Annotated in this window: 24 protein-coding genes; 19 read left to right on the plus strand and 5 right to left on the minus strand. The window is 51.2% G+C overall.

Annotated features, from left to right (window positions below):
- Window positions 1-123: 123 nt before the first annotated feature.
- The 7 genes from EDM21_RS04340 to EDM21_RS24880 all read left to right on the plus strand — a co-directional run bounded on the left by EDM21_RS04340 (window position 124) and on the right by EDM21_RS24880 (window position 7,386).
- A complete protein-coding gene (locus tag EDM21_RS04340; RefSeq protein WP_157333228.1) occupies window positions 124-546 on the plus strand; it encodes a hypothetical protein in 423 nt (140 codons plus the stop codon).
- A 283-nt stretch (window positions 547-829) separates the two neighbouring features.
- Window positions 830-1,651, plus strand: coding sequence for an RNA polymerase sigma factor SigI (sigI, locus tag EDM21_RS04345; protein ID WP_068776240.1), 822 nt, complete (start codon window positions 830-832; stop codon window positions 1,649-1,651).
- Entirely contained in the window at window positions 1,644-3,134 is a 1,491-nt protein-coding gene (locus EDM21_RS04350; RefSeq protein ID WP_157333230.1) for an anti-sigma factor domain-containing protein, read from the plus strand. Before sigI ends, EDM21_RS04350 begins: the two co-directional genes overlap by 8 nt.
- 298 nt (window positions 3,135-3,432) lie before the next feature.
- Window positions 3,433-4,797 carry a two-component system sensor histidine kinase NtrB gene (locus EDM21_RS04355; RefSeq protein WP_157333232.1) on the plus strand — a complete coding sequence of 455 codons (1,365 nt, stop codon included), beginning with the start codon at window positions 3,433-3,435 and terminating at the stop codon, window positions 4,795-4,797.
- A 224-nt stretch (window positions 4,798-5,021) separates the two neighbouring features.
- A complete protein-coding gene (locus EDM21_RS04360; protein ID WP_235918021.1) occupies window positions 5,022-6,683 on the plus strand; it encodes a leucyl aminopeptidase in 1,662 nt (553 codons plus the stop codon).
- A 62-nt stretch (window positions 6,684-6,745) separates the two neighbouring features.
- A complete protein-coding gene (locus EDM21_RS24875; RefSeq protein ID WP_235918022.1) occupies window positions 6,746-7,096 on the plus strand; it encodes a DUF418 domain-containing protein in 351 nt (116 codons plus the stop codon).
- 8 nt (window positions 7,097-7,104) lie between these two features.
- Complete coding sequence (locus EDM21_RS24880) at window positions 7,105-7,386, plus strand: DUF418 domain-containing protein (RefSeq protein WP_235918023.1); 282 nt, start codon at window positions 7,105-7,107, stop codon at window positions 7,384-7,386.
- 161 nt (window positions 7,387-7,547) lie between these two features.
- Here EDM21_RS24880 and EDM21_RS04370 read toward each other — a convergent pair whose 3' ends face one another.
- Window positions 7,548-8,135 carry a general stress protein gene (locus EDM21_RS04370; protein WP_157333234.1) on the minus strand — a complete coding sequence of 196 codons (588 nt, stop codon included), beginning with the start codon at window positions 8,133-8,135 and terminating at the stop codon, window positions 7,548-7,550.
- A gap of 382 nt (window positions 8,136-8,517) precedes the next feature.
- A complete protein-coding gene (locus EDM21_RS04375; RefSeq protein WP_157333236.1) occupies window positions 8,518-9,927 on the minus strand; it encodes a M14 family metallopeptidase in 1,410 nt (469 codons plus the stop codon).
- A 186-nt stretch (window positions 9,928-10,113) separates the two neighbouring features.
- Between EDM21_RS04375 and EDM21_RS04380 the strand changes: the two genes are divergently transcribed.
- From EDM21_RS04380 to EDM21_RS04405, 6 genes are all read left to right on the plus strand, one after another.
- A complete protein-coding gene (locus EDM21_RS04380) occupies window positions 10,114-11,595 on the plus strand; it encodes an alpha/beta hydrolase (RefSeq protein ID WP_157333238.1) in 1,482 nt (493 codons plus the stop codon).
- A gap of 469 nt (window positions 11,596-12,064) precedes the next feature.
- Window positions 12,065-12,853: a sulfite exporter TauE/SafE family protein gene (locus EDM21_RS04385; protein ID WP_157333240.1), complete on the plus strand. Its 789-nt coding sequence runs from the start codon at window positions 12,065-12,067 to the stop codon at window positions 12,851-12,853.
- 128 nt (window positions 12,854-12,981) lie between these two features.
- Window positions 12,982-13,392: a rhodanese-like domain-containing protein gene (locus EDM21_RS04390; protein WP_157333242.1), complete on the plus strand. Its 411-nt coding sequence runs from the start codon at window positions 12,982-12,984 to the stop codon at window positions 13,390-13,392.
- A 94-nt stretch (window positions 13,393-13,486) separates the two neighbouring features.
- A complete protein-coding gene (locus EDM21_RS04395) occupies window positions 13,487-13,879 on the plus strand; it encodes a rhodanese-like domain-containing protein (RefSeq protein ID WP_157333244.1) in 393 nt (130 codons plus the stop codon).
- 147 nt (window positions 13,880-14,026) lie between these two features.
- Window positions 14,027-14,620 carry a class I SAM-dependent methyltransferase gene (locus EDM21_RS04400; RefSeq protein ID WP_157333246.1) on the plus strand — a complete coding sequence of 198 codons (594 nt, stop codon included), beginning with the start codon at window positions 14,027-14,029 and terminating at the stop codon, window positions 14,618-14,620.
- A gap of 33 nt (window positions 14,621-14,653) precedes the next feature.
- Window positions 14,654-15,037: a DUF302 domain-containing protein gene (locus EDM21_RS04405; RefSeq protein ID WP_157333247.1), complete on the plus strand. Its 384-nt coding sequence runs from the start codon at window positions 14,654-14,656 to the stop codon at window positions 15,035-15,037.
- A 150-nt stretch (window positions 15,038-15,187) separates the two neighbouring features.
- Here EDM21_RS04405 and EDM21_RS04410 read toward each other — a convergent pair whose 3' ends face one another.
- Entirely contained in the window at window positions 15,188-16,084 is an 897-nt protein-coding gene (locus tag EDM21_RS04410; protein ID WP_166541819.1) for a LysR substrate-binding domain-containing protein, read from the minus strand.
- 169 nt (window positions 16,085-16,253) lie between these two features.
- Between EDM21_RS04410 and EDM21_RS04415 the strand changes: the two genes are divergently transcribed.
- Both EDM21_RS04415 and EDM21_RS04420 read left to right on the plus strand, forming a co-directional pair.
- On the plus strand, window positions 16,254-17,003 hold the full coding sequence (locus tag EDM21_RS04415; RefSeq protein WP_068776255.1) for an SDR family NAD(P)-dependent oxidoreductase: 750 nt from the start codon (window positions 16,254-16,256) through the stop codon (window positions 17,001-17,003).
- Window positions 17,004-17,112: 109 nt separating this feature from the next.
- Window positions 17,113-17,361: a hypothetical protein gene (locus EDM21_RS04420; RefSeq protein WP_157333249.1), complete on the plus strand. Its 249-nt coding sequence runs from the start codon at window positions 17,113-17,115 to the stop codon at window positions 17,359-17,361.
- Between the two features lie 55 nt (window positions 17,362-17,416).
- Here EDM21_RS04420 and EDM21_RS04425 read toward each other — a convergent pair whose 3' ends face one another.
- Both EDM21_RS04425 and EDM21_RS04430 read right to left on the minus strand, forming a co-directional pair.
- A complete protein-coding gene (locus tag EDM21_RS04425) occupies window positions 17,417-19,081 on the minus strand; it encodes an FAD-dependent oxidoreductase (protein WP_157333251.1) in 1,665 nt (554 codons plus the stop codon).
- Between the two features lie 37 nt (window positions 19,082-19,118).
- Complete coding sequence (locus EDM21_RS04430; protein WP_157333253.1) at window positions 19,119-19,382, minus strand: ArsR/SmtB family transcription factor; 264 nt, start codon at window positions 19,380-19,382, stop codon at window positions 19,119-19,121.
- Window positions 19,383-19,593: 211 nt separating this feature from the next.
- Here EDM21_RS04430 and EDM21_RS04435 point away from each other — a divergent pair, with 211 nt between their 5' ends.
- From EDM21_RS04435 to EDM21_RS04450, 4 genes are all read left to right on the plus strand, one after another.
- The gene (locus tag EDM21_RS04435) at window positions 19,594-20,295 is read left to right on the plus strand and encodes a response regulator transcription factor (RefSeq protein WP_157333254.1); all 702 of its coding nucleotides are present in this window, start codon (window positions 19,594-19,596) and stop codon (window positions 20,293-20,295) included.
- Window positions 20,296-20,534: 239 nt separating this feature from the next.
- Complete coding sequence (locus EDM21_RS04440) at window positions 20,535-21,197, plus strand: hypothetical protein (protein ID WP_157333255.1); 663 nt, start codon at window positions 20,535-20,537, stop codon at window positions 21,195-21,197.
- 9 nt (window positions 21,198-21,206) lie between these two features.
- Window positions 21,207-21,929 (plus strand): cytochrome c biogenesis CcdA family protein, encoded by a 723-nt coding sequence (locus EDM21_RS04445; RefSeq protein WP_157333256.1) that lies wholly within the window; start codon window positions 21,207-21,209, stop codon window positions 21,927-21,929.
- An 18-nt stretch (window positions 21,930-21,947) separates the two neighbouring features.
- Window positions 21,948-22,505, plus strand: coding sequence for a TlpA family protein disulfide reductase (locus EDM21_RS04450; protein WP_157333257.1), 558 nt, complete (start codon window positions 21,948-21,950; stop codon window positions 22,503-22,505).
- Window positions 22,506-22,561: the final 56 nt, after the last annotated feature.

The raw sequence follows: 22,561 nt of genomic DNA on the forward strand, positions 1-22,561 counted from the left end.
AGTGGAATTTTCCTTTGTGTCAGGGAATAGGTATGTTGTAAAATAAAGCATCACAAGCAACACGCATGTAAACTGTTTCCGGAAGACTTTAAGTCCAGTGGAAGTTCCTTAGGAGGGATTACGATGAGTTTTTGCTGCGGTGCAAGTATGATAGGGTCTAAAGGGACTCTTAAACATATAAGAACAAGTATTCATAATGTGCCTATTCTGTTCTGTCCGGTGTGTCACCGGATCGAGGTTCATCATACGATTGAGAATGAATATGATCTGCTGGCAGAGTACGCGCACGGGGACGGCGCAACCGAGGTCGACTTTATCGATTATGTGGAAGCCAAACAGGGGCCGACTATTTATGAGAATTGTGTCAATCATGAAGACGAAGAGCCTCTGGATGTGGTCAAAAGCCAGATTGATATGGGACTGGATCTGCTGTCGGTTGCCAAAAGCCTCAATGACACAGAATGGGAAGAACAGCTGAAGAAGCGTCTTCAAGTGCTTAGCAAGCGTAAAAGCAAGCTGGCCAAAGGCCGTACCGCTCAGAGCTGATTTTTTTCATTCCAGGGTCCGGGTTAATCGCAATGTGAGGGAATCCTACTTGGCAGGATGTGGGTGCAGATTCGCATAATGCCTAAAGAAGTGTTTTAATAGAAATCCGAGAGACCTGCGGGCCTCCCGGATTTTTGTTTTTTTAGTATGCCGATGTCTATTCTGAGAAAATAGTGTGAAATTGCTTAACTTTTTCGCCGATATTATACCGTGTGCTATAATAGCTAAGATTGACCCCCATAAGAAATAGATGGAAATCGAATTGTTTAAGTGAGGTGGAACAGTGATTCTGGTACTGTTTAAGAAGTTTTTTGGCAGCAAGCGTCAGACCAGCCATCCTCAACAGAATACGCCGCAGCCCGAAGAGGTTGTGAGACAAATTCAAGAAGGTGACCTGCGCCTTCGCAATCAATTTATTTCGGATTATCAGCCGTTTGTCATCAAGGTGGCAAGCCGCTTTTGTAAGAGATATATAGATCCTGCCAGAGATGATGAATTCAGTATAGCTTTAGCTGCATTCAATGAAGCTATTAATCAGTTTTCCCATGATATGGGACGTTCTTTCCTTGGTTTCTCCGAAACGGTCATGCGCCGCCGGCTCATTGACTATCTCCGGAAAGAACAGCGCTTCAAGGGCCAAATCCCTTATAGCGCTTTTGATCAGGAAGACGATGAAGACCATTATGTGAACCCGATTGAAATTCACCAAGCCCTGGAGCAGTATGAGAAACAAAAAGGCGTGGAAGAACGCCGCAGTGAAATTGCGGAATTCAACCGAAAGCTTTCCCACTTTTCGATCCAGTTCACCGATTTGGTGGATGCCTCCCCCAAGCACGAGGATTCCCGCATGATGCTGTTTGGGATCGGCCAGCTTCTCTCCGAAGATTCTGAACTGATGCAGCTGTTATTAAGCAAAAAGCAGCTTCCGATCAAGGAACTTCTAGGCAAGGTTAGCGTATCCCGCAAAACGCTGGAACGGAACCGAAAGTATTTGATTGCTATAGCGCTCATACAAACCGGCTCTTATCCGTATCTCAAAGAATACCTACATATCAAAGAGCAATCAAAGCAAACTTTCCAGGAAAGAAGAGAAGCATATGAGTAAAGGCATCGTCATGGAGCTGAAGGGCAGCAGCATAATTGTCATGACGCAGGAAGGGCGCTTTGAGCGCATTCCTAGAAAGGGACGAACATGCTCTGTTGGGGAAGAGATCACGTATACGAGGAAAGCCATGAGGCGCTCTCGTATCTATGCGGCAGCGTCAGGGCTGGCTGTTGCAGGGATTATTTTCTTTGTTATGATCGGTGGGTTACTAAATACCGGCAGTAACATTCAAGTAGCCGCTTATGTGACCATGGATATCAATCCGAGTGTCGAGCTGGCTCTGGATGACGCCGAAATTGTAAGGGAAGTCCGTGGACTTAATGCAGACGGCAGCAGGATGGCGGAAGCCGTCCGGGTAGAGGGCAAGCCGCTCCCGCAGGCCACATCGGTCATTATGGGCTGGCTCGAACAATCTCATTTGTCTAAAGGTGAAGGGGATATTATTATTTCCAGCACGGTTGTCGGTGATTCACGTAAAGTGAGTGATGTTCTTCTTGCCGACAAGATGGAGAAGCAAGTCATGGAGTATCTTCGCAGTAATCATTCTTCTGAACTGGAGAAATACGTAGTGGCGGCATTTGCCGCTCCTGCCGATGTCCGCAGTGAAGCGAGAACACACCAACTTTCCACAGGTAAATATGCCATTTATTTGAACGCCAAGAGTATGGGAACCCATATAGATCTGGAAGAATTCCGTAACAAATCGCTCTACGTAATTGGTCAACAGACGGGCGGCATTAACAAATTGATCGACCGCAGCAATCCGATTAAGAAGAGCAGCTTGAATGATTGGCTGGCTATGGAGAAGAAAGGGTCATGGAATCAGGATAATACTGCCATGCCTAAAGAATCCGAGGCTGATCCCCAAGCGGAGACTGCGCCTACACCAACACCAACACCGGTGCAGACACCTGTGTCAACGCCTCCTAGTACCGTGAAACCGGAGGAGACTCATAAGCCTGTTTCGTCTGCCAAACCGGCATCTACGCCAACCCCGTCTGACTCCAAATGGGTCAACCCGTATAAGAGCAGCGGGAACGCCGAAATAATGAGAGAACAATGGCTGAAACAACAGGAAGAAAGAAAACAGGAAGCGATTAGAAAACAAAAAGATAAAGAAGAAAAAGAAAAGAAGGAAAAGAAAGAAAGAGAAGAGAAGAAAAAGAAAGAAAAAGAAGAGCGCGACAAAAAGAAACACCAGGATGACGATGATGACCGGGACGACGATGATGACAATGACAAACGGGGCAGATATGATTCTTCTGTTGACTTCCATTCTAAGATAGCCGTCCATAAGCAGCCGGATTCAAAGTCTGTTCAATATGAAATTCGAGCTGCTGTCAAAACCGCAGGGACTTTAACGGGTTCTAAGGGCAATTTTGCAGCTGCTGCGCGGCCATACTTCACCGTTTCCGTATCCTGGGCACCGGATCACAGGAAGGAAAGTAAAACAGCCGCCGGAAGCAGCAATAAATGGCGATAACGTAAACAACATGACCACAATTAAGTGAACCCTGTCATTGACAGGGTTTTTGCATACGGATCAGCAGCTGCCGGAAGTAAACTTGTGGCCAATAAAGGAGCAGAAAACCCCTATGGATCCGGTAAAATCTGCTCCAATTTGTATCGTATTTTAAAGCATTATATGTTACACTATTAATTATTCCGATATTTAACAAATGATTTATAATATGTAAAAAGATGACTGAATGAGAGAGATTTTGACGAACCATGTCGTTTGCGTCGGGTACATAACCTTACGCTATTCTAGGAGGAGTCACATGCCGGATATACAATCGAGCTATCTTCAAGTTTTGCGAGATTTTGTGCGGAGCGGATCCGAGGATTGCCGCCCTTATATGGATGGTCTGAAGCCCGAGCTTCATTCCCTGCTGCCGGAAGATGTGATTACTCTACATGAAAAGTGCATGCTGCGTCTGCTTGAAGATGTAAATTCCACAGATGCGGATCTGTATTACAAGCGGTCTTTTCTATTTTTGACTGAAATGGTTCTGTTATCCCGTGAACGTGAGAATGTAGACCGAAGGGACATCCTAATCGCGCATCTGAAGGACAAGATTTTGAGTAATTCGAATTCATTCCGTACGATGAGCAGCAAATATGAGAATGTTCTTCAACATATGGATAGCGGAATTGCGCTCTTTGATCCAGAGGGTTTTCTTTCGTTTGCAAACGTTAAGCTGGGCCAGTTTCTTGGTCTTCCGCGCAAAAGCATGATCGGCAAAACCTTATATGAGCTGATCCGGATGCGTAAAATTTCTAAAGGGATGCGCAGGCTGCTGATTAAGCTGCACCGCGAGATGTTTCTTTACCGGCTTCCCTTTCAGGAGGTTATTGATGAGAAAGGGCAGCATTTTCTCGTTACGGCCAAATATGATGAAGAGCTGGATGGAGACATTCTGATCAGTGTGAAAGACGTGACGGATTTCAAGCGAATTGAGCAGTCGGCTTATTATAACGATAAACTGGCAATGCTGGGCAAAATAGCGGCATCGATCGCTCATGAGATCCGCAATCCGCTCACCTCGATCCGGGGCTTTATTCAACTGCTGCAGCCCGAGCTGCATAAACTGGGCAAACAGGATTACGCGGAAATTATTTTGAGTGAGATTGACCGGGCTAACGATATTATTTTTGAATTTCTGAACTCCTCTAAACCGACTGCCCCGGTCAAAGAAAAGATCCAGATCTCTTCGCTTATTAAGGAAATCGTCCTTCTTTTCCAAAGCGAAGCCTTGCTGAAAGGCTGTGACATCCAGCTCGGAGATTCGGATCCTAATTTGTATGTCTGGGTGGACGTTAAACAAATCAAACAAGTGCTGCTCAATATTGTAAAGAATGCGATCGAGGTTATTTCCGGGGTACCCGGAAGCTATGGACTTATCCGGATCCGCACGATGCAGGTAGAGAACCAAGTATGGATTTATGTCGAAGACAACGGAGCAGGGATGGATCAGAAAACGCTTTCAAAGTTGTTCGATCCTTTCTTTACCACGAAGCAGGACGGGACGGGGCTTGGATTGTCCGTCTGTTACCGGATCATTAAAAACCACGGGGGGGTTATTCATGTGGAAAGCGAAGTTGGGGAAGGGACTTCATTCCGGATTCAGCTTCCTTTGAACTGACGGGTATCTGTATTCCCGAATCAAAGAATGATACAATAGTAGAGAGAAGTATCCGGGCGTTGTTCCGGCTTGGAACTCCCTGTTCTGCGGTGGTATGAAACTTCCGCGTGATCACGGGAGTTTTTGCTTATGTGACTGGGGAATAATGAGAAGGTACAGAGGGGTTACCGGTCTGCATCGGCGTTATGGTCTGAGTCTTAATGGTAGAAGCTTAAGGGCATTACTTGAGAGGAGCTAGAGGAATAATGACAGATTCCCATTCAACTACATATTCATTTGCTAAGGTGACAGGCTGGCTGGCGGCCGAAGCGGATGTACTGCTGTATTTCGTAACCGGCACGGAAGAGACGCTGTCCGATCTTCCGCCTGATCTCGTGGGCGAGATCACGAGACGCAGGCAGGCCGGACATTTCACCTGCGCAGCCGGTGAAGTAACGGCGCTTCCTACATACGGGCTGCTGCCGGCGCCGTATGTGATCGCTGCCGGGCTCGGCCCGGCTCCGGCTGGGCGCGACGCCTTGCGAGCCGCGGCAGTTCATGCCGCGCGCGAAGCTCAGCGGCTGGGACTGAGCCGCCTGGCTGTGCGCCTGCCGGGGGGCGATTACGCCGCAGCGCCTGTACAGGGCGGCGGCATGTTCACTGCGTCTGTTTGTGGGGCCCCGGCCCCCGCGTCACAAACAGGCACCGGCAGCGCCGCGGGTGCGCTGCCGCAAGACACGGCCGCGCCGGACGCGGCCGGTCTCGCAGCCACCGTGTTCACGGTGACTGAAGGGCTGCTGCTTGGCGCGTACCGCATGGCGACGTACGCGCGCGGCGCGAAGCCGCGGCCCCAGCTGGCCGCGGTGCAGTATTTCGTTCAGCCGGATGGGCTGAACGGGGAAGTGCTGCAGGCGGCGGTGAGCGCCGCCGAAGCGTATGCGGCCGCGACGAACTATGCGCGCGACCTGACGAACATGCCCGGCAACCTGCTGACGCCCTCCGCGCTTGCGGAGGAAGCGGAGCGGCTGGCCGGGCAGTATGGCTTCGCCTGCGAGGTGCTCGGCGAAGAGGAGATCGTGACCCGCGGCATGGGAGCACTCGCTGCCGTAGGTCTGGGCAGCGCGAATCCGCCGCGGATGATCACCCTCCGTTATGACGGCGATCCGTCTTCACAGGAGGTTCTCGGCCTCGTCGGCAAAGGAGTCACCTTCGATACCGGCGGGATTTCCATCAAGCCGGCGGGCGGCATGGAGGAAATGATCAGCGACATGGGCGGTGCGGCTGTGCTGCTCGGAGTCTTGATGGCGGCGGGCCGCTTGAAACCGAAGGTGAATCTGCTTGTCGTCATTCCGGCCGCGGAGAATATGCCTTCCGGCAGCGCTATGCGTCCCGGAGATGTCGTCACCACGCTGAGTGGACGCACCATCGAGGTGTTGAATACCGATGCCGAGGGCCGCATGATACTTGCCGATGGCGTCACCTACGCCCGGCAGCTGGGAGCTACGCGGCTCATTGATGTCGCTACGCTGACAGGGGCCGTGCTGGTTTCCTTTGCAGACCTGGCAACGGGTGCTCTGACGAACGACGATGCGTTCTACGGGGAATTCCTGCAGGCCTCCGTCCGCGCAGGCGAACGAGTATGGCAGCTTCCGAATTACCCGGAATACCGGGAGATGCTGCGCAGTGATGTTGCGGACATCAAGAATGCGGCCGCCCACAAGTTTGCAGGTGCGATTATGGGCGGGTGCTTCGTGGAAGCTTTCGTCGAAGGTTTGCCATGGATTCATCTGGATACAGGCGGTACTGCCTGGCTATGGGGTGAACGAGGCATCGAGCCCAAGGGCGGAACCGGAGCGATGGTGCGTACGATAATTGATTATGTTTGCAGCACTTTGCCGGACAGGTGAATGAATCTCTTAGTTAAGAGATAAGACATGTCGGGTCTTTATAACGAAATTAAACAGCGCGTGTGGATAGAAAATCCAACACGCGTTGTTTGCAGTTTATCGAGATTAGCCGCAGCGGGAGCTGGCTGGAACAGATTCGTTACCGCTATGATTCCTTCTGGGCTAACCGTCTGGAGTCGATCATGATTATACCGATGAATATATTCTTGTTTCTGACCGGGGTCCGGCTGATTCGCTCCGGAGCGTTGGCACCTGATGAGAAGGGCAAGGCGATACGCGGCACCATGCTGCGCTGGGGATTGGGTCTGGGACTGCCGCTAAATCTGCTTATCTTCGTCCCGGGCAGTTTGTTCGCGATTCCGGTACGTTATGTGTTTGCTCCGGTGTTATCGCTGGGGTACATGCTCTTATAGCTAAAATCATGGAGAAAGATAAGGCCGACTGGCTATGGAGGCGTTTTGAGGAGATCGGGAAGACGGCATTGAGCTGCTATGTGCTTCAAAATATTATAGCTTCTTTCATCTTTTATGGGTGGGGGCTCGGTTTGGGAGGCACCTATGGGGCATTTTTTACGCTTCTTATCTGGATTCTCATATCCGGCTTGCTTATGGTTGCTGCCCGCTTGTGGCTGCGCAGGTTTGCCTCTGGACCGGTGGAAAGGCTGTGGAGGCGGTTGTCGGATCTGCCTGTAAGGAAAACTTAACTTTATGCGGCGCAAAGAAACTCCCGGATTCCATGAACTACAGGAACCCGGGAGTTTCTTATGAACCGGACAAGTTTCCGGCTAAAGCCGGCCCCGTCACTTAAGAAGAGGGCGGCAGTTTAGCTGAAAATTGTCCGGTACCGTCTTTATGCAAAGGATGTTTACAGACGGCGGTCATCCAGACGTCCGTCACGGTTTAAGTCAGTTCCATCCAAGGGTGCGGAGGTGTCGGAGTCGCGGAATACACGATCGTCGTAAGAAGAAGCGTTCAGCGAACGATTCGTACGGAACGTATCATACACGTGTTCATCACGGTCAGAATGAGAGTCTACCAATACGAGAATTTTACCCTCGTTAACATAGGAATCATACTGCTGGGCTTCGTCCTCCGGAATTCCCATTCCTACGAGGCCGCCAACCAGACCGCCTGCTCCGGCTCCAACTGCTGCGCCTGTCAGGGTTGCTGCAATCGGTCCCGCTGCCAGGAATGGTCCTACTCCGGGAATCGCGAGAGCTCCGAGGCCTGCCAAGAGGCCAGTTACACCGCCGACTACACCGCCGGTCGCTGCGCCGGTTGCCGCACCTTCCGGTGCTTTCGTACCCGTTCTATCGCCGATTTCGGCAGCTTCATGTTTATCTTTAGTGATAATGGAGATATCATCGGAACTGAATCCTTGCTGTTTTAGACCTTCGATCGATTGAATGGCTTCTCTTTCCGAATCAAAAACACCAACTATTTTCTTTTCCATTTGAATTACCTCCTCAGTATATGTGGTTCTTCCACTTGCTAATGTTGTTCTGTCTCGGTCACAGCATATTCTTACCCCTCATTTCCGCATGTAAACCACTCTTGTAAAGTTTGCTAGAAAAAAGAGCTGCGGGAGGAAGCCGGAGCCCGTTACGTTTGCAGTGCTTTTGTATGTAAGACATCAGTAGCTAGGAAGAGTCAGCTCCATTCAGATCATACTGAATTCAGAGTACTGGCAACGGGCGTTAATCAGAGGCATGACAGTTAAGACCGGTTGAATATCTTTTATATGGCGCAAAAAAATAGCGCAAAAAAAGCAGCCTCGGGGAATAGTTCCCGGGACTGCTTGATTTTGTAGGGACAGTTTGTTTTCACTAAATAAGTTATTTCGGCTGCTGAATCTGAATCCATACATCTCCTAACCAGGTATGAATATGGTACCAGTTGCCGAGCTGTTCGAAAGCCGTTACCGACTGAGGGGACAGCTCCGCCACAATTGCGGAGCCTTCGCGCGGTTCGCGGTGCATGGCTGTTTTCCCGGTCAAAGTCAGCTTCGTTTCCTTTTCTTCGATCTTTCCTGTAATAGGATGCTTCACATGCACCCATGATTTGCCGACCCATGTCTCGACACGGAACCAGTTGCCGATTCTCGCATCGGACTTGAGGGGCTGGGCGGTCAGGGAAGCATTCAGGGGGTACCTGCTATCGGGCTTCGTGTAGACTGCGACAGGCGCCATCAAGATGAGATCCGTATTCTTGGTTTCGACGGGAACCCGCTTCTGCCACAGTTCGAATCCTTTCTCCGCCGCAACAATGCCGACTGCGCGATTCTCTTTCCATATGGATGGAAATTCTGAAAGAGGCAGAGAGTTCTCACCGCCGTAACGTCCAATCTCCGGCGTCAATCCCGGGCGGCCCAGCGCCTGGATGAACCAGTCCGTGTACCCGCCCCCTGATGGATTCGCTGTTGGCTTCACAGGGGTGTAGCCTGTCAGGTTTTCGATTTGTGACATAATGCTGCGGTCTCTCTCCAGATTCTCCTCTAATGTATGGAAGTGCCAGTACAGGATTCTGCCGGATGAGTGGTAAGCGATGCCGATCTCCGGATCGATCTCTTCGGTGAATTTCACCAGTGCTTTGGTTTCGTTGGTCTGCAGGGGTTCAGTTCCTTTATAGTTCTTATAGCCGGGATAGCCGGAATTATAAAGAATGCTGTCCCATTCCGCCGGGTACTGCCTGTTAAGGTCAATGCCCTGCGCATTCGCTTTCCAGCGCGAGAAATCCGTGCTCTTCCCATTCATCGCGATCAGGCTTGAACGTACTTCGGCAGGAAAGGCAGAGGCTCCTTTCTGCTGCAAAGTAACTCCGTCGGGATTCACCATCGGAACGAACCAGATTGAGCTGTTCTTCAGCAGAGTCTGGAGATTACGACCGTTCAGCGAATCGTCATTTGCATACAACTGGGCATAATCGTCGATCATATTCATAACGAGGCTGGTTGTCAGCCACTCTCTGGCATGATGAGAGGCGTTAATGAGCACATTCGCATCGCCGGTGCCGAGCCTTACAGCCCATATGTCGCGTCCGTAAAGCGTTGTGCCTATGGATTTATATTCAATAAGTTCAGGATAAGCTTGGGCAAGCTGCCGGATGTTATCGGTCATCAATTCGTAAGTGTACGTTTGATTCGGATTAACAATATCCGCTGCAGCTGCAGCTTGATTGGGAGATCCGAAAAGGTAAGGAATGAGGACAACGATGAGCAGCAGCGTCCTCCATAATTTTGTTGTCATAGCTGTGCAGTTTCCTTTCAATATAGGGGTGCAAAGATGAATTCATGGTATCAAAACGAAGGTTACAGCAGGGTTACGAAAAATCGGTATAATTCGACATATAAAGGAATATTTTGTTGACCGCCTTCATCTGGCACCTTACACTTATAGGAAAAGAGAACTACCGGACGTTTCTGGAGGAAAAGGATGCTTCTGCAGCTTGAAGACGCTATAACCATACATTACAAAGAAGATTCCGCGGCTGACCAAGCCCTGGAGGTACTTGTTTTCATCCATGATCTGGGTCTGGATCTTACGGTCTGGGATGAAATCATCGGCTTCTTTAAAGGGCATTACCGGATTGTGCTTTACGATTTAAGAGGGCATGGCCGCAGTACGGGAGAGGACAGCGAAGCGGGGTGGAGCGTCTTTGTGGATGATCTTCACCTCCTTATGGAGCGGCTCGGAATCAGGAGGGCTCATATCGCGGGACATGGCGGGGGAGCTGTAATAGCTGTGCAGTTCTGCTCTTCTTATCCGGGAATGGTAGAGAAGCTGATTCTGATTTCGATTCCTGTAAAATTCCCTGCTGCACTCATGCGCGCAAAGATCGCAGAACGTAAAAAACTGGCCGGGGAAGGGCGGCTCTCTCTTGCTGAGGAGCTCGCTGCATTCACGACCGCACTTCCCGATAGTGCTTCTGCATTCCGTATTGTCAGAGACCTGTATAGCAATATGAATACGGATTTATATTTCCGGGCGATGGACATGCTGCTCAGAGAGGACGGCTGGAAAGAACTGAAGCGTATTTCTCACCGGACGCTGGTTCTGGCGGGAGAATACGATCCTCTGTACGTGACGTCGGCTTCGCTCGCCGCATCACGCCTGCCGGATGCTTCCTTCCTGATCGTGCCGGATTCGGCCTATCTGCCTTTTCTTGAGCAGCCGGGGACGACCGCCTCATGGATCAGACGGTTTCTGCAAACGAAACAGACGCGTGCAGTCTCCGATTCTTTACTCGTCCGGGACGTGCGCGGAACGCTGCAGCTCTTCCTGGATGAAGGGGAGAAGAAGGTTGAGCTTGCTCAGATGCTGAAGGTCAATCTGCTCGGCTCTTTCCAAGTGATCCTGAACGGGCAGGAGAAGCCGGACGGCTGGAATCAGCGCTATGCCAAGAGCCTGCTGCTGTATATGATCTTCCATCCGACAGCTTCCCGCGAGGAATTGTGTGATGCGCTATTTCCCCAGGTTCCCAGTAAGACAGCGATGCGGAATATAAAAGTCTACCTGCACTATTTCAAGCGAATGATGCAGGCACAAGAGGGAGGGGCCCCGATCCTCTCGGTTGACCGCGAGCATGTGATGCTAAGATGTGTCATCCGCTGTGATTTGCTTGACTTTTTGGCGGAGATCAAAGATTTGCACCATGCGGACGCTGCCCGCAAATACGAAAGTGCCGGCCGCTTATTAGGGAATCTGCCCGATCCTTTACTGCCAGGCATTTATGATGAATGGTTCATGGACAGGAAAAGCCGTCTGGAGATGGAAGTTGCCGAATTGGCGGTCTGGATGGAGGATCAGGAGAAGCGGCGGGGCAGACACCAGCGTGCCGAAGGGTACCGGCGTATAGCGAGGCGTTTTCTGCATGAAGAAGAGAAGGAGCCCGGCACATTCATTCAGATCTTATAATGGAAGACCCGGTAAGAATCGTCCTTCTTCTGAGAAGAACACAATCTTGTATACAGGGTAGAAGAGATAGAACGGTTTGTATAACCGGTGTGCCTTAGCCATTTATGGTTGCGGGTGCTCCGGTTTTTTTGGCGCCAGTAGGGGAGGGGAAGGGCTATCCGATTCTATGGATGCTGTATACAGGAGATAGGATAATCTTGATGCGGTTTCATCGAATACCACTCGCTGGTTGGAGTCTCTCACCGGCTTAGTCTTGGATGTCTAAGCATGGACATGATGCGTATTCTGTTGACAAAAGGAGTAACCGGGTCTAAAATAATACCCATAGGGGTATATGTATTATCAGTGGAAAAGGAGGGGCTTTAGAAAACGTACTGCGCAGGGCGATGCCTTGTTTTAATCAAATAGTTTTTTTCATGTATGTAACTCTCTTGATGAATTGCATACTAGCAGGGAAAGGAGTGGGAGTATGGACTTGGACTTTGCATGGATTCTTACTTTATTCGCGATTGGTTTTGTCGGTTCTTTCATATCCGGGATGGTTGGAATCGGAGGATCGATCATTAAATATCCGATGCTGCTGTATATACCGCCTGCATTCGGTTTCATCGCTTTTACAGCACAGGAGGTTTCCGCCATTAGTGCGGTGCAGGTTTTCTTCGCTACATTGGCTGGTATTTTCGCTTATCGCAAGGGCAATATGATTAACAAAAAGCTCGTTATCGCGATGGGGATTCCGATTGTTATAGGGAGCTTCGCGGGCGGATACGGCTCGAAATTTCTTCCTGACTCGGCGATCAATCTGACTTATGCCGTTCTGGCGCTTGTCGCGGCGATTATGATGTTTTTGCCTAAAAAGGGGGAAGAGGACGGTGACTTCTCTAACCTGAGTTTCCATGTGCCGGTTGCCGCTATCTCTGCTACCCTGGTTGGTATTCTATCGGGGATCGTCGGGGCTGCGGGTGCTTTTATTACGGTACCGATTATGCTGGTCATTCTCAAAATTCCGACTCGTGTGGCTATCGCTTCTTCGCTGGCAATCACCTTCATCTCCTCCATCGGCTCCAGCGTCGGTAAAGTCATGGGCGGCCATATGCTGCTTATCCCTTCGATTGTTATGGTCGTCGCCAGTATTATTGCATCTCCTCTGGGAGCCAAAGCGGGGCAGAAGATGAATATTAAAGTGCTTCAGTGGATTCTGGCGGGCTTGATTAGCGCGACTGTTCTTAAGATTTGGATCGATATTTTATTCGGGTAATGAAACATTGAAGCGGAAAGCCATGGGAAGTATAATACCTGTAGGGGTATTAGTATGAATTTTGCTTGTGTACGATATTTAGCTATCTTCATATTTGCTGCTATACAAATTTAGGGAGGTTAGAAAGGATGCCAGTTGTCCTATGGGGATTCATACTGACGCTTGCAGCCGCTGCCGTCTGGCTGATAAGAAGTTTCTGGCCGCTTAGCGGGCTGAATATCGTCCGTTCTGCTGCATCAGGAACTCATGCCGCGCAGGAGATTCCTTCAGACCCAAGCCTGAAAATTCTCGATGTCCGCGATTCGCTTGATTATGACCAGTGCCACCTGCCGGGCTCGATTAACATCTCCATCGGCCGTCTGCCGTTCGTCTGGGACAAGGAGTTGTCGCCAGAGGAGCCTGTTCTGATCTTGGCCGACAGCAGACGCAAAATCTTAAAAGCTGCGCGTGTGCTCAAGAATAGAGGCTTTGCCGAAGTATACGCCCTGCGCGGCAACGATCATCCCCGGCACTCCGATATCGGCGGGATTTCGTTATGAACAGGACGTGCCGGCTTGTTTTATCCTAAATGTGAACAAATAAATGTGAACAAACTTGTAAGAGTGTCTGCGGGCACGGAAGGAGACCGAACCAATGGACATGACTCTGATCATTAACATTCTGATCGTTCTGCTAGTTGCGTACTTTGTGTATACGCGTGTCGGGCCTGTCAAAGGACTGAATAATCTGGGTGAGCGGGAGTTCCGTGAAGCGATGCAGCAGAGTAAGAACAAGATACTGATTGATGTGCGGGAGCCTTATGAATTCAAAGACGGATCGATTCCCGGCGCCGCCAACATTCCTTTGTCCCAGCTGCCGCAGAGATTGGCGGAAGTTTCCAAGGACAAAGATGTTTTTCTCTACTGCCGGAGCGGAATGAGGAGCAAGAACGCGGCGAAGATGCTCAAACGCAGCGGGATTAGCAAGGTAAACCATCTTCGTGGCGGTATCGGAGCCTGGAGCGGCAAATTATCCAAATCCAGATAAGCCGATTGTCTGCCGCAGCGCAGGGTCCCTTTCGTTTACTGGCAAGGTATTCGGGTAAACATAGAAGAATGTGATCATACCGGGATTCGTATCTGATGCCGGGTGAATTCAGGAAGCCTAATCAGGTGTAAACGAGGAGCTGAGCATATGAGTGAGCGGAGATTTAATCCGGAGCACTTGCACAAACTGGACAACCCGGAGCGGCGTGCTGCGCTGCCCCCGGAGAAGCTGCTGGCGATGCTTCATATAGAACAGGCCAAGACTGTTCTTGACATAGGCGCGGGCGGCGGATACTTCACCATACCGGCAGCCCGGATGACGTCCGGCACCGTCTACGCGCTCGACGTAGAACCGAAAATGCTCGATGTGATCCGGCATAAGGCAAAGACAGAATCGGGTGCCGAATTAGAGGGAGGCACGATTAACAATCTCTCCTATCTCGAAGGCCAGGTAGAGAAGATTCCGATGGATAACGCAAGCGTGGAGCGGGTTATCGCTTCCATGGTACTGCATGAAGCGGCCACGCTGGACCAAGGCTTATCGGAGGTTGCGAGGGTTATGACTCCGGGTGCGAGCTGCTTCATTCTTGAATGGGAGAAGAAGGAATCCCCGCAGGGACCGCCTCTTGCCCACCGGATTTCTTCCAGCGAGATGAAACAGGCGGCAGAGAAGCACGGTCTTCGTGTACGGGATCTTTCTTTTCCGACGGACGCCCATTACATTATGATCTGTGAGAAATAAATACGTAGCGAAAGCAATGGGAGGATGGTTTACATGTTTCATTACACCGTCAGCACAACCAAAAACCTGGAACAGGCGATAGCCGATTTGCAAGAGAATTTGAAAGAGGAGAAATTCGGTGTTCTCTGGCAGCTGGACATGAAAGAGAAGCTAAGCGAGAAAGGCGTCGATTTCGATCAGCCGTACCATATTCTTGAGGTGTGCAACCCGGTCGAAGCCAAGCGTGTTCTTTCACAGAATTCACTGGTCGGGTATTTCTTGCCCTGTAAAATAGCCGTGTACGAAGAAGAAGGGACGACCCGCATCGGAATGCCGCGTCCTACAGCACTTATCGGACTGATAGAGAACGAAGAAATGCTCGGAGTTGCCAAAGATATCGAGAACCGGCTGATTGCCGTGATCGATAAAAGCCTTTGACCTTGAACTTCAGGACAGCGGGACCCTGTCAGGGAGCCTTTGTTCCACACGCAGGGTCGTATTCGTTCACTTATATCGTTAAAAGGGGCGGCATTCTTGCCGCCTCTTTGTTGTACGTGTCAATATTTTAGACGCTAATTGTCAGCGGAGTTAAAGCTCAAATTTAAGCTTGGTAATAAACCGGGTTGCAATATGGGAAGAGTGCTTCCCTTTAGGGAGAACCCAGCCATAATAGATCGGTTCCCGGGAGGACAACTCAAGCGGGATAATTACGAGACCTTCATTGCCGAAAGAAGGATTGTTCTTGAAAGAATAATCGAGTCCGATGGTCAGGGCAAGCCCTTCATTAACTGCGTTATGGATCGCCTGCGTGTTGTTGGAAATAAACAAAATATCGATGCCGCCATAAACGGCGATGAAATCCGTCACGAATTCACGTATTTGATCATCGTCATACAGCACGAAAGTCTGATGAACCAATTTCTCAGGTGTGATGGATTTTTCACGGGAAAGTGGAGAATTTCTATGAACCCCCGCCACCATTCTCCCCTCCAGCAGACGTTCGAAGGCCAGATCACGGCGTTTCTCCATCACGCTTTCCGTAAGAACAATCAAACCGATATCGATTTTACTGTGCTCGATATCCTTTAAGATTTCCTGAGGCCCTTTCTCGAAAATTTCAATTTTGACCTGCGGATATTCTTTCTTGAACCGTGCCACCACGTCCACGAGCAAATGCATGGGACCGGGAATTGTAGCGATGGTTAACGTGCCGCTTAGCGTGTTGCTGAACGACTCAGCTTCTTCCCGCAGCTCGTTTACTTTGGCGAGGACCTCATGTGCTCTATTGATGATGGCCTGTCCTTCAGCTGTCGGTACCGCCCCCGAGCCCCTTGAGCGTGTGAATAACCTGACACCGAGCTCCGTTTCAAGTGCGGAAATCGACTGGCTGATGGCAGACAGAGTGACGTGAGCATGTTTGGCCGCACTGGTCAGGGAACCGGTTTTGGCTACTTGGATAATGTATTCCATTTGTTCCAGATTCACTGGAGTCACCTCTTTATATTAAGTATAACTTAACTATTTTTAATTAGTTATAAATTTTATTTAATTTAGTGTACGGGTACAATGGGAACTATAGAAGTCAAAGCAGTTCCAAAGCGGAACTTCTTACAAAAGTCTCTTTTTACAAAAGAAATTTTAGGAGGAATCTTAAATGGCTAATAAAAGAGTGGCAGTCATTACAGGTGGAGCTAGCGGAATCGGTAAACAAACGTGTCTGAAATTTGCCCGCAAAGGCGATCAGGTCGTGGTAGCTGATTTTAATGAACAGGCGGGAAATGAAGTTGTGGAAGCGATCAAAGCGGAAGGCGGAGAAGCGATCTTCGTCCAAACAGACGTGACTAAATTCGAAGACGTAGAGGCGCTCGTACAAAAAGCGGTCGATACTTTCGGGAGAATTGACGTGATGTTCAACAATGCGGGAATCGGACGCCTTACACCGGTCTTGGATCAGAAGATGGAAGACTACCACGCGGTTATCAATGTGAATCTGCATGGGGTTACGCACGGAATTGTGGCGGCCGGCAGAAAAATGCGTGAGCTGGGCATCAAAGGCGTGATCATTAATACGACTTCTGTCTTTGGAATCTTGGCATCGCCTGGAACTTATGCTTATCATGCAACCAAAGGTGCGGTTAACATGATGACCAAGTCGGCGGCACTTGATCTGGCCGAATATGGCATTCGTGTCGTGGGCGTGGCTCCCGGAGCAGTAGATACACCGATTATTCAGGGTTATAAGGACAGCGGTCTGATCGATTCCATGAAAGCCAAAGTCATCGGCAACAAATTAACGCAGCCTGAGCAGGTAGCGGATACGGTTTACCTTGTTTCCCTGGATGAAGCCAGCGCGATTAACGGCAGCGTAGTGATGGCGGATGAGGGCTTTGCTTCCTTTAAATAAGGTTCCGCGGCGTGGAAATTCCAATCCCATTATCGTGTAAAAAGTTAGGCTAGAAATAAATCAGCCTGCAAACAAAGCTCCCGGGGAGCAGAGTTTGCAGGCTTTTTGTGTGGAATCGGCGGTGCAGAAAATCAGACAAGCTATGCGCCGGCAAGGAACGGCCGCATCAGGGGGCTCTGCGGCGCTTGAAGCTTCGTGTGCGTGCTGCGGGTCTGGCGCCAGATGGACGAAGGATGGATGGACCGGAATTGAGCGCGGCCTCATCCGGAGAGATTACAGCGGCCCGAGTCGTGGTTATCCGGGCTGGGATCGCCCCCTGGAGCAGTCACCGAGCAGAGCCCCTGAGCAGAGCCCCTGAGCAGAACTCTCGATCAGAGTCCGCTCTCCCAACACTGTGCTCTGCCAGAGGCGCTCTATGAGCCTGCCGGCCTGTAACCGGCAATCTCATACGATCTGTAGCCGCCTGTCAGATTCAGCACAGAGAAGCCGTTCTGAATGAGAATGCGGGACGCCGTATAACCCCGCAGGCCCACCTGGCAGTACACGACGATCTCTCTGGAACGGTCCAGTTCGTCAAGCCGGCCGCGCAGATCATCCACCGGGATGTTGACTGCACCCGGTATGCAGCCTTTGGCGAATTCGCCGGGCGTACGCACGTCGATGAGCAGCGCCTCTTCGGGTAATCCTTCGCCGGCAAGCTGGGCCGCCGTGATGACCGGCGACAGGCCCTGCAGCGCATTCACCGCGACGAAGCCGGCCATATTCACCGGGTCCTTAGCCGATGAATAAGGTGGCGCATAGGCGAGCTCAAGCTCGGCGAGATCGTACACGGTGCCTTTGAGGCGCATGACGGCCGCGATCACGTCGATGCGCTTGTCGGTGCCGCCGCGTCCGAAAGCCTGCGCTCCCAAGATGGCCCCTTCCCGGTCAAAGATCAGCTTGAGCGTGATGGGGGAAGCGCCGGGATAGTAGCCGGCGTGGGAGCCGGGATGCACCGTGACCGTATGATACGGTGTGCCTGCCTTGGCCAGCGCGCGTTCATTCATACCGGTGGAAGCCCCGGTCAGACCGAACACTTTGAGGATGCTCGTCCCTTGCGAGCCCCTGTAGTGTGAATTCATACCGCAGAGATGGTCCGCGGCAATCCGCCCCTGCTTGTTGGCCGGACCCGCAAGCGGGATGGCCACCGGGCTGCCGCTGACGAAGTCAGCGACCTCGACGGCATCGCCGACAGCGTAGATGCCGTCAGCGGTGGTCCGCATGTGCGCGTCGACCCGGATATGACCGCGCGGCCCAAGCTCGATCCCGGTGTCCTTCAGGAAGGCGGTCTCCGGTACGACGCCGATCGACAGGATCACCAGATCCGCGGGTATGGCTTCCCGGCCGGATAGTTCCACGTGGAGTCCGCCGTCTTCCGCCGCGCGGAAAGCTTCCACGGAGGTGCCGAGGATGAGGCGGACGCCGTGGTCCTCCAGCTCCTTCTCCGCCAGGGTCACCATGTCGGCGTCGAAAGGAGCCAGGAGGTGGGGCGCCGCCTCAACCAGGGTTACGTCTAGCCCCCTCTCCCGCAGCACCTCGGTCATCTCGACGCCGATAAATCCGCCACCGATGACGGTGACCCGGCGGACCTGCTCTTCATCGACGAGAGCCTTGATCCGGTCGGTGTCGGGTATGCTGCGAAGTGTAGTGATCCGGGGATGCCCGATCCCTGGAATCTTAGGGCGGATAGGCTTCGCTCCCGGCGAGAGGATCAGCTGATCGAAAGTCTCTTCATAGGTGCCCTGCTCCGCACTGTGCACCGTGACGGTCCGGGCCGCGGTGTTGACGGAAACCGCCTCGCTGCGGGTCCGTACATCGATATTGAACCGTTTCTTCATCATTTCCGGCGTCTGTACAAGCAGCTTGGACCGTTCTTTAATGGTTCCGCCGATATAGTAAGGCAGGCCGCAGTTGGCAAAAGAAATGTGCTCGCCGCGCTCCAGCATAATAATTTCTGCCGTCTCGTCCAGTCGGCGCAGGCGCGCAGCTGCAGATGCTCCCCCCGCAACGCCTCCGATAATAATTACTTTTTTGCTCATAAAGAACCCCTCCGTTGTCCGGTTAAGACCGTTATAATTAGAATAAAATGTCCAGCAGTTCTTTCACTTTCTCCTGCTTCAGCCGGTAGAAGACTTCGAGGCCCCTGCGCGAGCCCTCTATAATTCCGGCGGCCCGAAGTTTCTGCAGATGCATTGATAGCGTGGACTGCTGCAGCTTCAGACATTGCTGCATATCGCTGACCTTGCAGTCTCCTTTGTCCGCAAGACCTTTCACGATGCATAGGCGGACTGGATGGCTTAGAGCTTTGAGCAGTTCCGCATTCGTCTGATATTGCTCCATATAAATTCACCTTTTCCGGTTGTCATTTGATAGGGTAATGACTCTGTATCATAATATCATGATATATTGATACAGACTGTGATTATTCTTACAACAGATTGTGCAAACTTGACCGGGTTTGAATACTCCTACAATCCGTCTACCAAGGGATTCATGGTTTCTATTCGTAAATCTCCGCCCGGAATCGGCATCTGGAAAGGAAGATCGTCCTTTGAAACCTATAGGTAAATCTGTCTTAATCGTGGAAGATGACCGTCAAATCAGACATCTTGTTAAGCTTTATCTGGAAAAAGCGGGTTACGACGTGCAGGAAGCGGCCGACGAGGAAGAAGGTCTGCAGCTGTTCGAGAGCCATGACCCCTGCTTCGTCATTCTGGATCTGATGCTGCCGGGGCTCTCTGGAGAGGAGCTGTGCCGCACGATCAGATCGGACTGCCGCAGCGACATTCCGATCCTGATCCTGACGGGTAAAGCGGAAGAGAAGGACCGGATCAGAGGGCTGCAGATGGGCGCGGATGACTACGTCACCAAGCCTTTTAGCCCGGCTGAACTGGTTGCCAGAGTCGGGACCGTGCTTCGGCGGACTTCGGAGAGGTGCGGGAAAATCAGCTTCCGGGGCCTGACGGCCAAGCTGCACCGCAGGGAAGCCAAATACAAAGGAAAGCTGCTTCCGCTGACGCTGCATGAATTTCATCTGCTCTATTATTTCATGAAGCATCCGAATCAGATCGTGACCCGAGAGCAAATACTGAGCGAGCTTTATCCGAATCATACAAAGCTGGTTATAGAGCGGACAGTCGACGTCCATGTAAGTAAACTGAGGGAGAAACTTGTAGACGCAGCCCCAAACGCAGAGACAGCGGATTTTATTGAGACGATCCGCGGAATGGGGTATCGTTTTGTTTCTTATTAAACAGGCCGGCTATTTATGGATCTGCCGTCTTGCGCCAGAGGTTCTTCATTCAGATGCCTCCCTATAGAGCAAGCGAGATTTGCCTTCTATATTGAATACGAAGAAACTCCGGTAACTTTAATTCAGGTAACTTTATAGAAACTTAACAATCCCCGGCTATACTGATCTCCAGTGGGACGCCCTTGATCAGGCGGGTATACCCGTATTCGCCTCAAGGATATGAAAGGAGGAGAGGCAGCTTGCAAACGATGAAAATAGGTCCTTTTCTCTTGAATATGCAAATCGTGCTATATTTGCTGTTCGGGATTGCGGCCCTGCTGGCCGTGCGGCTTTATTTGAAGAAAGATCCGGACAGGGGAGCTGTCTTCTCATCACTTGAAAATGCATTTCTTATCTGGATTCTCGTCTGGAAAGGAAGCGTACTCGTATTCGATCCTCTCAGCGTGATCCGTTATCCGATGTCCCTTCTTTATTTTACAGCGGGTGAAAAAGGCATCTGGCTGGCATGGGCGGCTGCAGGGGGCTATATGTGGGCCCGGATTGCCAGACGGAAGCACAGCTTCCAGGCTGCCGCTCCCGCTATGGCCGCAGGTCTGCTGGCAGGCTGGACGGTGTACTCCGTTCTGCAGGCTTGGCTGCAGCCGGAGCAGCTGCTCCCTTATGTGCTCCAGGCGGCACTAGCCGGTGCGCTGCTCCTATCACTGGTGGGAGGCAGACTGTCGCCGGTGAATAAGAGTCTTCTAAGCCGGGGCCTGTGGCTTAGTCTCGGGCAGACGGCCATTCTGTTCACGGTAACAGTCCGTGAACCGGTACTGCTCTCATTCAGCAAGGAACAGCTGCTGCTTCTGCTTGCGGCAGCCGGCATCCTGATCATGATGAGAAAACCGGATGAAGATCGTTAGGAGGATGGAATGGATAACATAACTTTATGGGTCGCATTCGCAGCGGGAGTGCTTTCCTTTATGTCGCCGTGTGTGTTTCCGCTCGTACCTGCGTATGTCTCCCATTTGACGGGAGCGAGCGTCGAGGGAGGCCGGATTGATGTTAATAAAAAACTGCTGCTGATCCGTTCCCTGTTTTTCATTGCCGGATTCAGCGCTGTGTTTATTGCAATGGGGACTTCCGCTTCGCTGCTAGGGCGATTTTTTGCCGAATATCGCGAGCTGATCAGTAAACTGAGCGGGCTGCTTATCGTCGTCTTCGGCTTGCAGATGGCAGGTCTTCTTAATTTCCGGATTCTTATGGGCCAGAAGAACTGGGAAGGCAAGCGGCAGGGAGGAGGCGGTAATTTCGTTTCTTTCATGGTCGGACTTGCTTTCGGTACGGGCTGGACGCCCTGCGTCGGTCTCGCTCTCTCCGGCATTCTGCTGCTGGCCGGATCATCGGATACGATGTGGAGCGGGGCGCTCATGCTGCTGATTTATTCAATCGGAATGGGAATTCCCTTCCTGATTATTTCTTTAATGATTACCTGGTCCGTTAAGTTTCTGAAGAAGATCAACCGCTGGCTGCCGCTTCTGACAATTATCAACGGATGGATTTTCATCGTTATGGGGGCGCTGCTTTTTACCGGTCAGCTGCAGAGAATAAGCGCCTATCTGGCCCGTTTCACCTTTTTTGGCGTAACCTTGTAAGCGAAAGGAGAGAGAGGGATGAAGAAAAGCATACTCGGAATGTTGATCCTTGCCGGCCTGATCGCATATGGTTTCTACGACTACTACAATTCTAAGAATGAAGAGCTTTCCCCGGGAGCCCGGGTCGATGTGTCCAATAGGAAGGAAGGAATCCAGAAAGGCCAGATTGCTCCTGACTTCGCCTTGACAGACCTGGCCGGTAATCCCGTTAAACTGTCCGAATACCGCGGCAAAACGGTGTTTGTGAACTTCTGGGCGACATGGTGCCCGCCGTGCCGGGCAGAAATGCCTCATATGCAGAAAGTTCATGACAAGTACAACGATAAGAATGTCGTATTCCTGGCGGTGAACCTGACCCACACCGAAGAAAAACCTGCGGCAGTCCATGAGTTTGCAGACAATTACGGGCTGACTTTTCCTATCGTGCTGGATGAAGAAGGCGCAGTCTCGAAGAAGTATCAGATCGTTGCCTATCCGACCACCTATATTGTGGACAAGCAAGGCGTGATCCGGGAAAAGTACCAGGGCGCCATCAACGACGAAATCATGGAAGATGCCATCAAACGGTTTAAATAAACGGCAAATCCCCCGGGCAGCTCTTCTCCTGTTGAGCTGCCCGGGGGATTTGTACA

This window comes from Paenibacillus lutrae (assembly GCF_009757775.1).
Classification (GTDB): Bacteria; Bacillota; Bacilli; order Paenibacillales; family NBRC-103111; genus Paenibacillus_F; species Paenibacillus_F lutrae.

What these genes read in the sequence shown, in the direction of transcription:
- EDM21_RS04430 (WP_157333253.1), bottom strand. Translation starts at nt 19,382, where the DNA reads ATGGAGCAATATCAGACGAATGCGGAACTGCTCAAAGCTCTAAGCCAT.
- EDM21_RS04415 (WP_068776255.1), top strand. Translation starts at nt 16,254, where the DNA reads ATGGCTAATAAAAGAGTGGCAGTCATTACAGGTGGAGCTAGCGGAATC.
- EDM21_RS04445 (WP_157333256.1), top strand. Translation starts at nt 21,207, where the DNA reads ATGGATAACATAACTTTATGGGTCGCATTCGCAGCGGGAGTGCTTTCC.
- EDM21_RS04390 (WP_157333242.1), top strand. Translation starts at nt 12,982, where the DNA reads ATGCCAGTTGTCCTATGGGGATTCATACTGACGCTTGCAGCCGCTGCC.
- EDM21_RS04425 (WP_157333251.1), bottom strand. Translation starts at nt 19,081, where the DNA reads ATGAGCAAAAAAGTAATTATTATCGGAGGCGTTGCGGGGGGAGCATCT.
- EDM21_RS04380 (WP_157333238.1), top strand. Translation starts at nt 10,114, where the DNA reads ATGCTTCTGCAGCTTGAAGACGCTATAACCATACATTACAAAGAAGAT.
- EDM21_RS04355 (WP_157333232.1), top strand. Translation starts at nt 3,433, where the DNA reads ATGCCGGATATACAATCGAGCTATCTTCAAGTTTTGCGAGATTTTGTG.
- EDM21_RS04450 (WP_157333257.1), top strand. Translation starts at nt 21,948, where the DNA reads ATGAAGAAAAGCATACTCGGAATGTTGATCCTTGCCGGCCTGATCGCA.
- EDM21_RS04340 (WP_157333228.1), top strand. Translation starts at nt 124, where the DNA reads ATGAGTTTTTGCTGCGGTGCAAGTATGATAGGGTCTAAAGGGACTCTT.
- EDM21_RS04350 (WP_157333230.1), top strand. Translation starts at nt 1,644, where the DNA reads ATGAGTAAAGGCATCGTCATGGAGCTGAAGGGCAGCAGCATAATTGTC.
- EDM21_RS04370 (WP_157333234.1), bottom strand. Translation starts at nt 8,135, where the DNA reads ATGGAAAAGAAAATAGTTGGTGTTTTTGATTCGGAAAGAGAAGCCATT.
- EDM21_RS04375 (WP_157333236.1), bottom strand. Translation starts at nt 9,927, where the DNA reads ATGACAACAAAATTATGGAGGACGCTGCTGCTCATCGTTGTCCTCATT.
- EDM21_RS04385 (WP_157333240.1), top strand. Translation starts at nt 12,065, where the DNA reads ATGGACTTGGACTTTGCATGGATTCTTACTTTATTCGCGATTGGTTTT.
- EDM21_RS24880 (WP_235918023.1), top strand. Translation starts at nt 7,105, where the DNA reads ATGGAGAAAGATAAGGCCGACTGGCTATGGAGGCGTTTTGAGGAGATC.
- EDM21_RS04400 (WP_157333246.1), top strand. Translation starts at nt 14,027, where the DNA reads ATGAGTGAGCGGAGATTTAATCCGGAGCACTTGCACAAACTGGACAAC.
- EDM21_RS04395 (WP_157333244.1), top strand. Translation starts at nt 13,487, where the DNA reads ATGGACATGACTCTGATCATTAACATTCTGATCGTTCTGCTAGTTGCG.
- EDM21_RS04405 (WP_157333247.1), top strand. Translation starts at nt 14,654, where the DNA reads ATGTTTCATTACACCGTCAGCACAACCAAAAACCTGGAACAGGCGATA.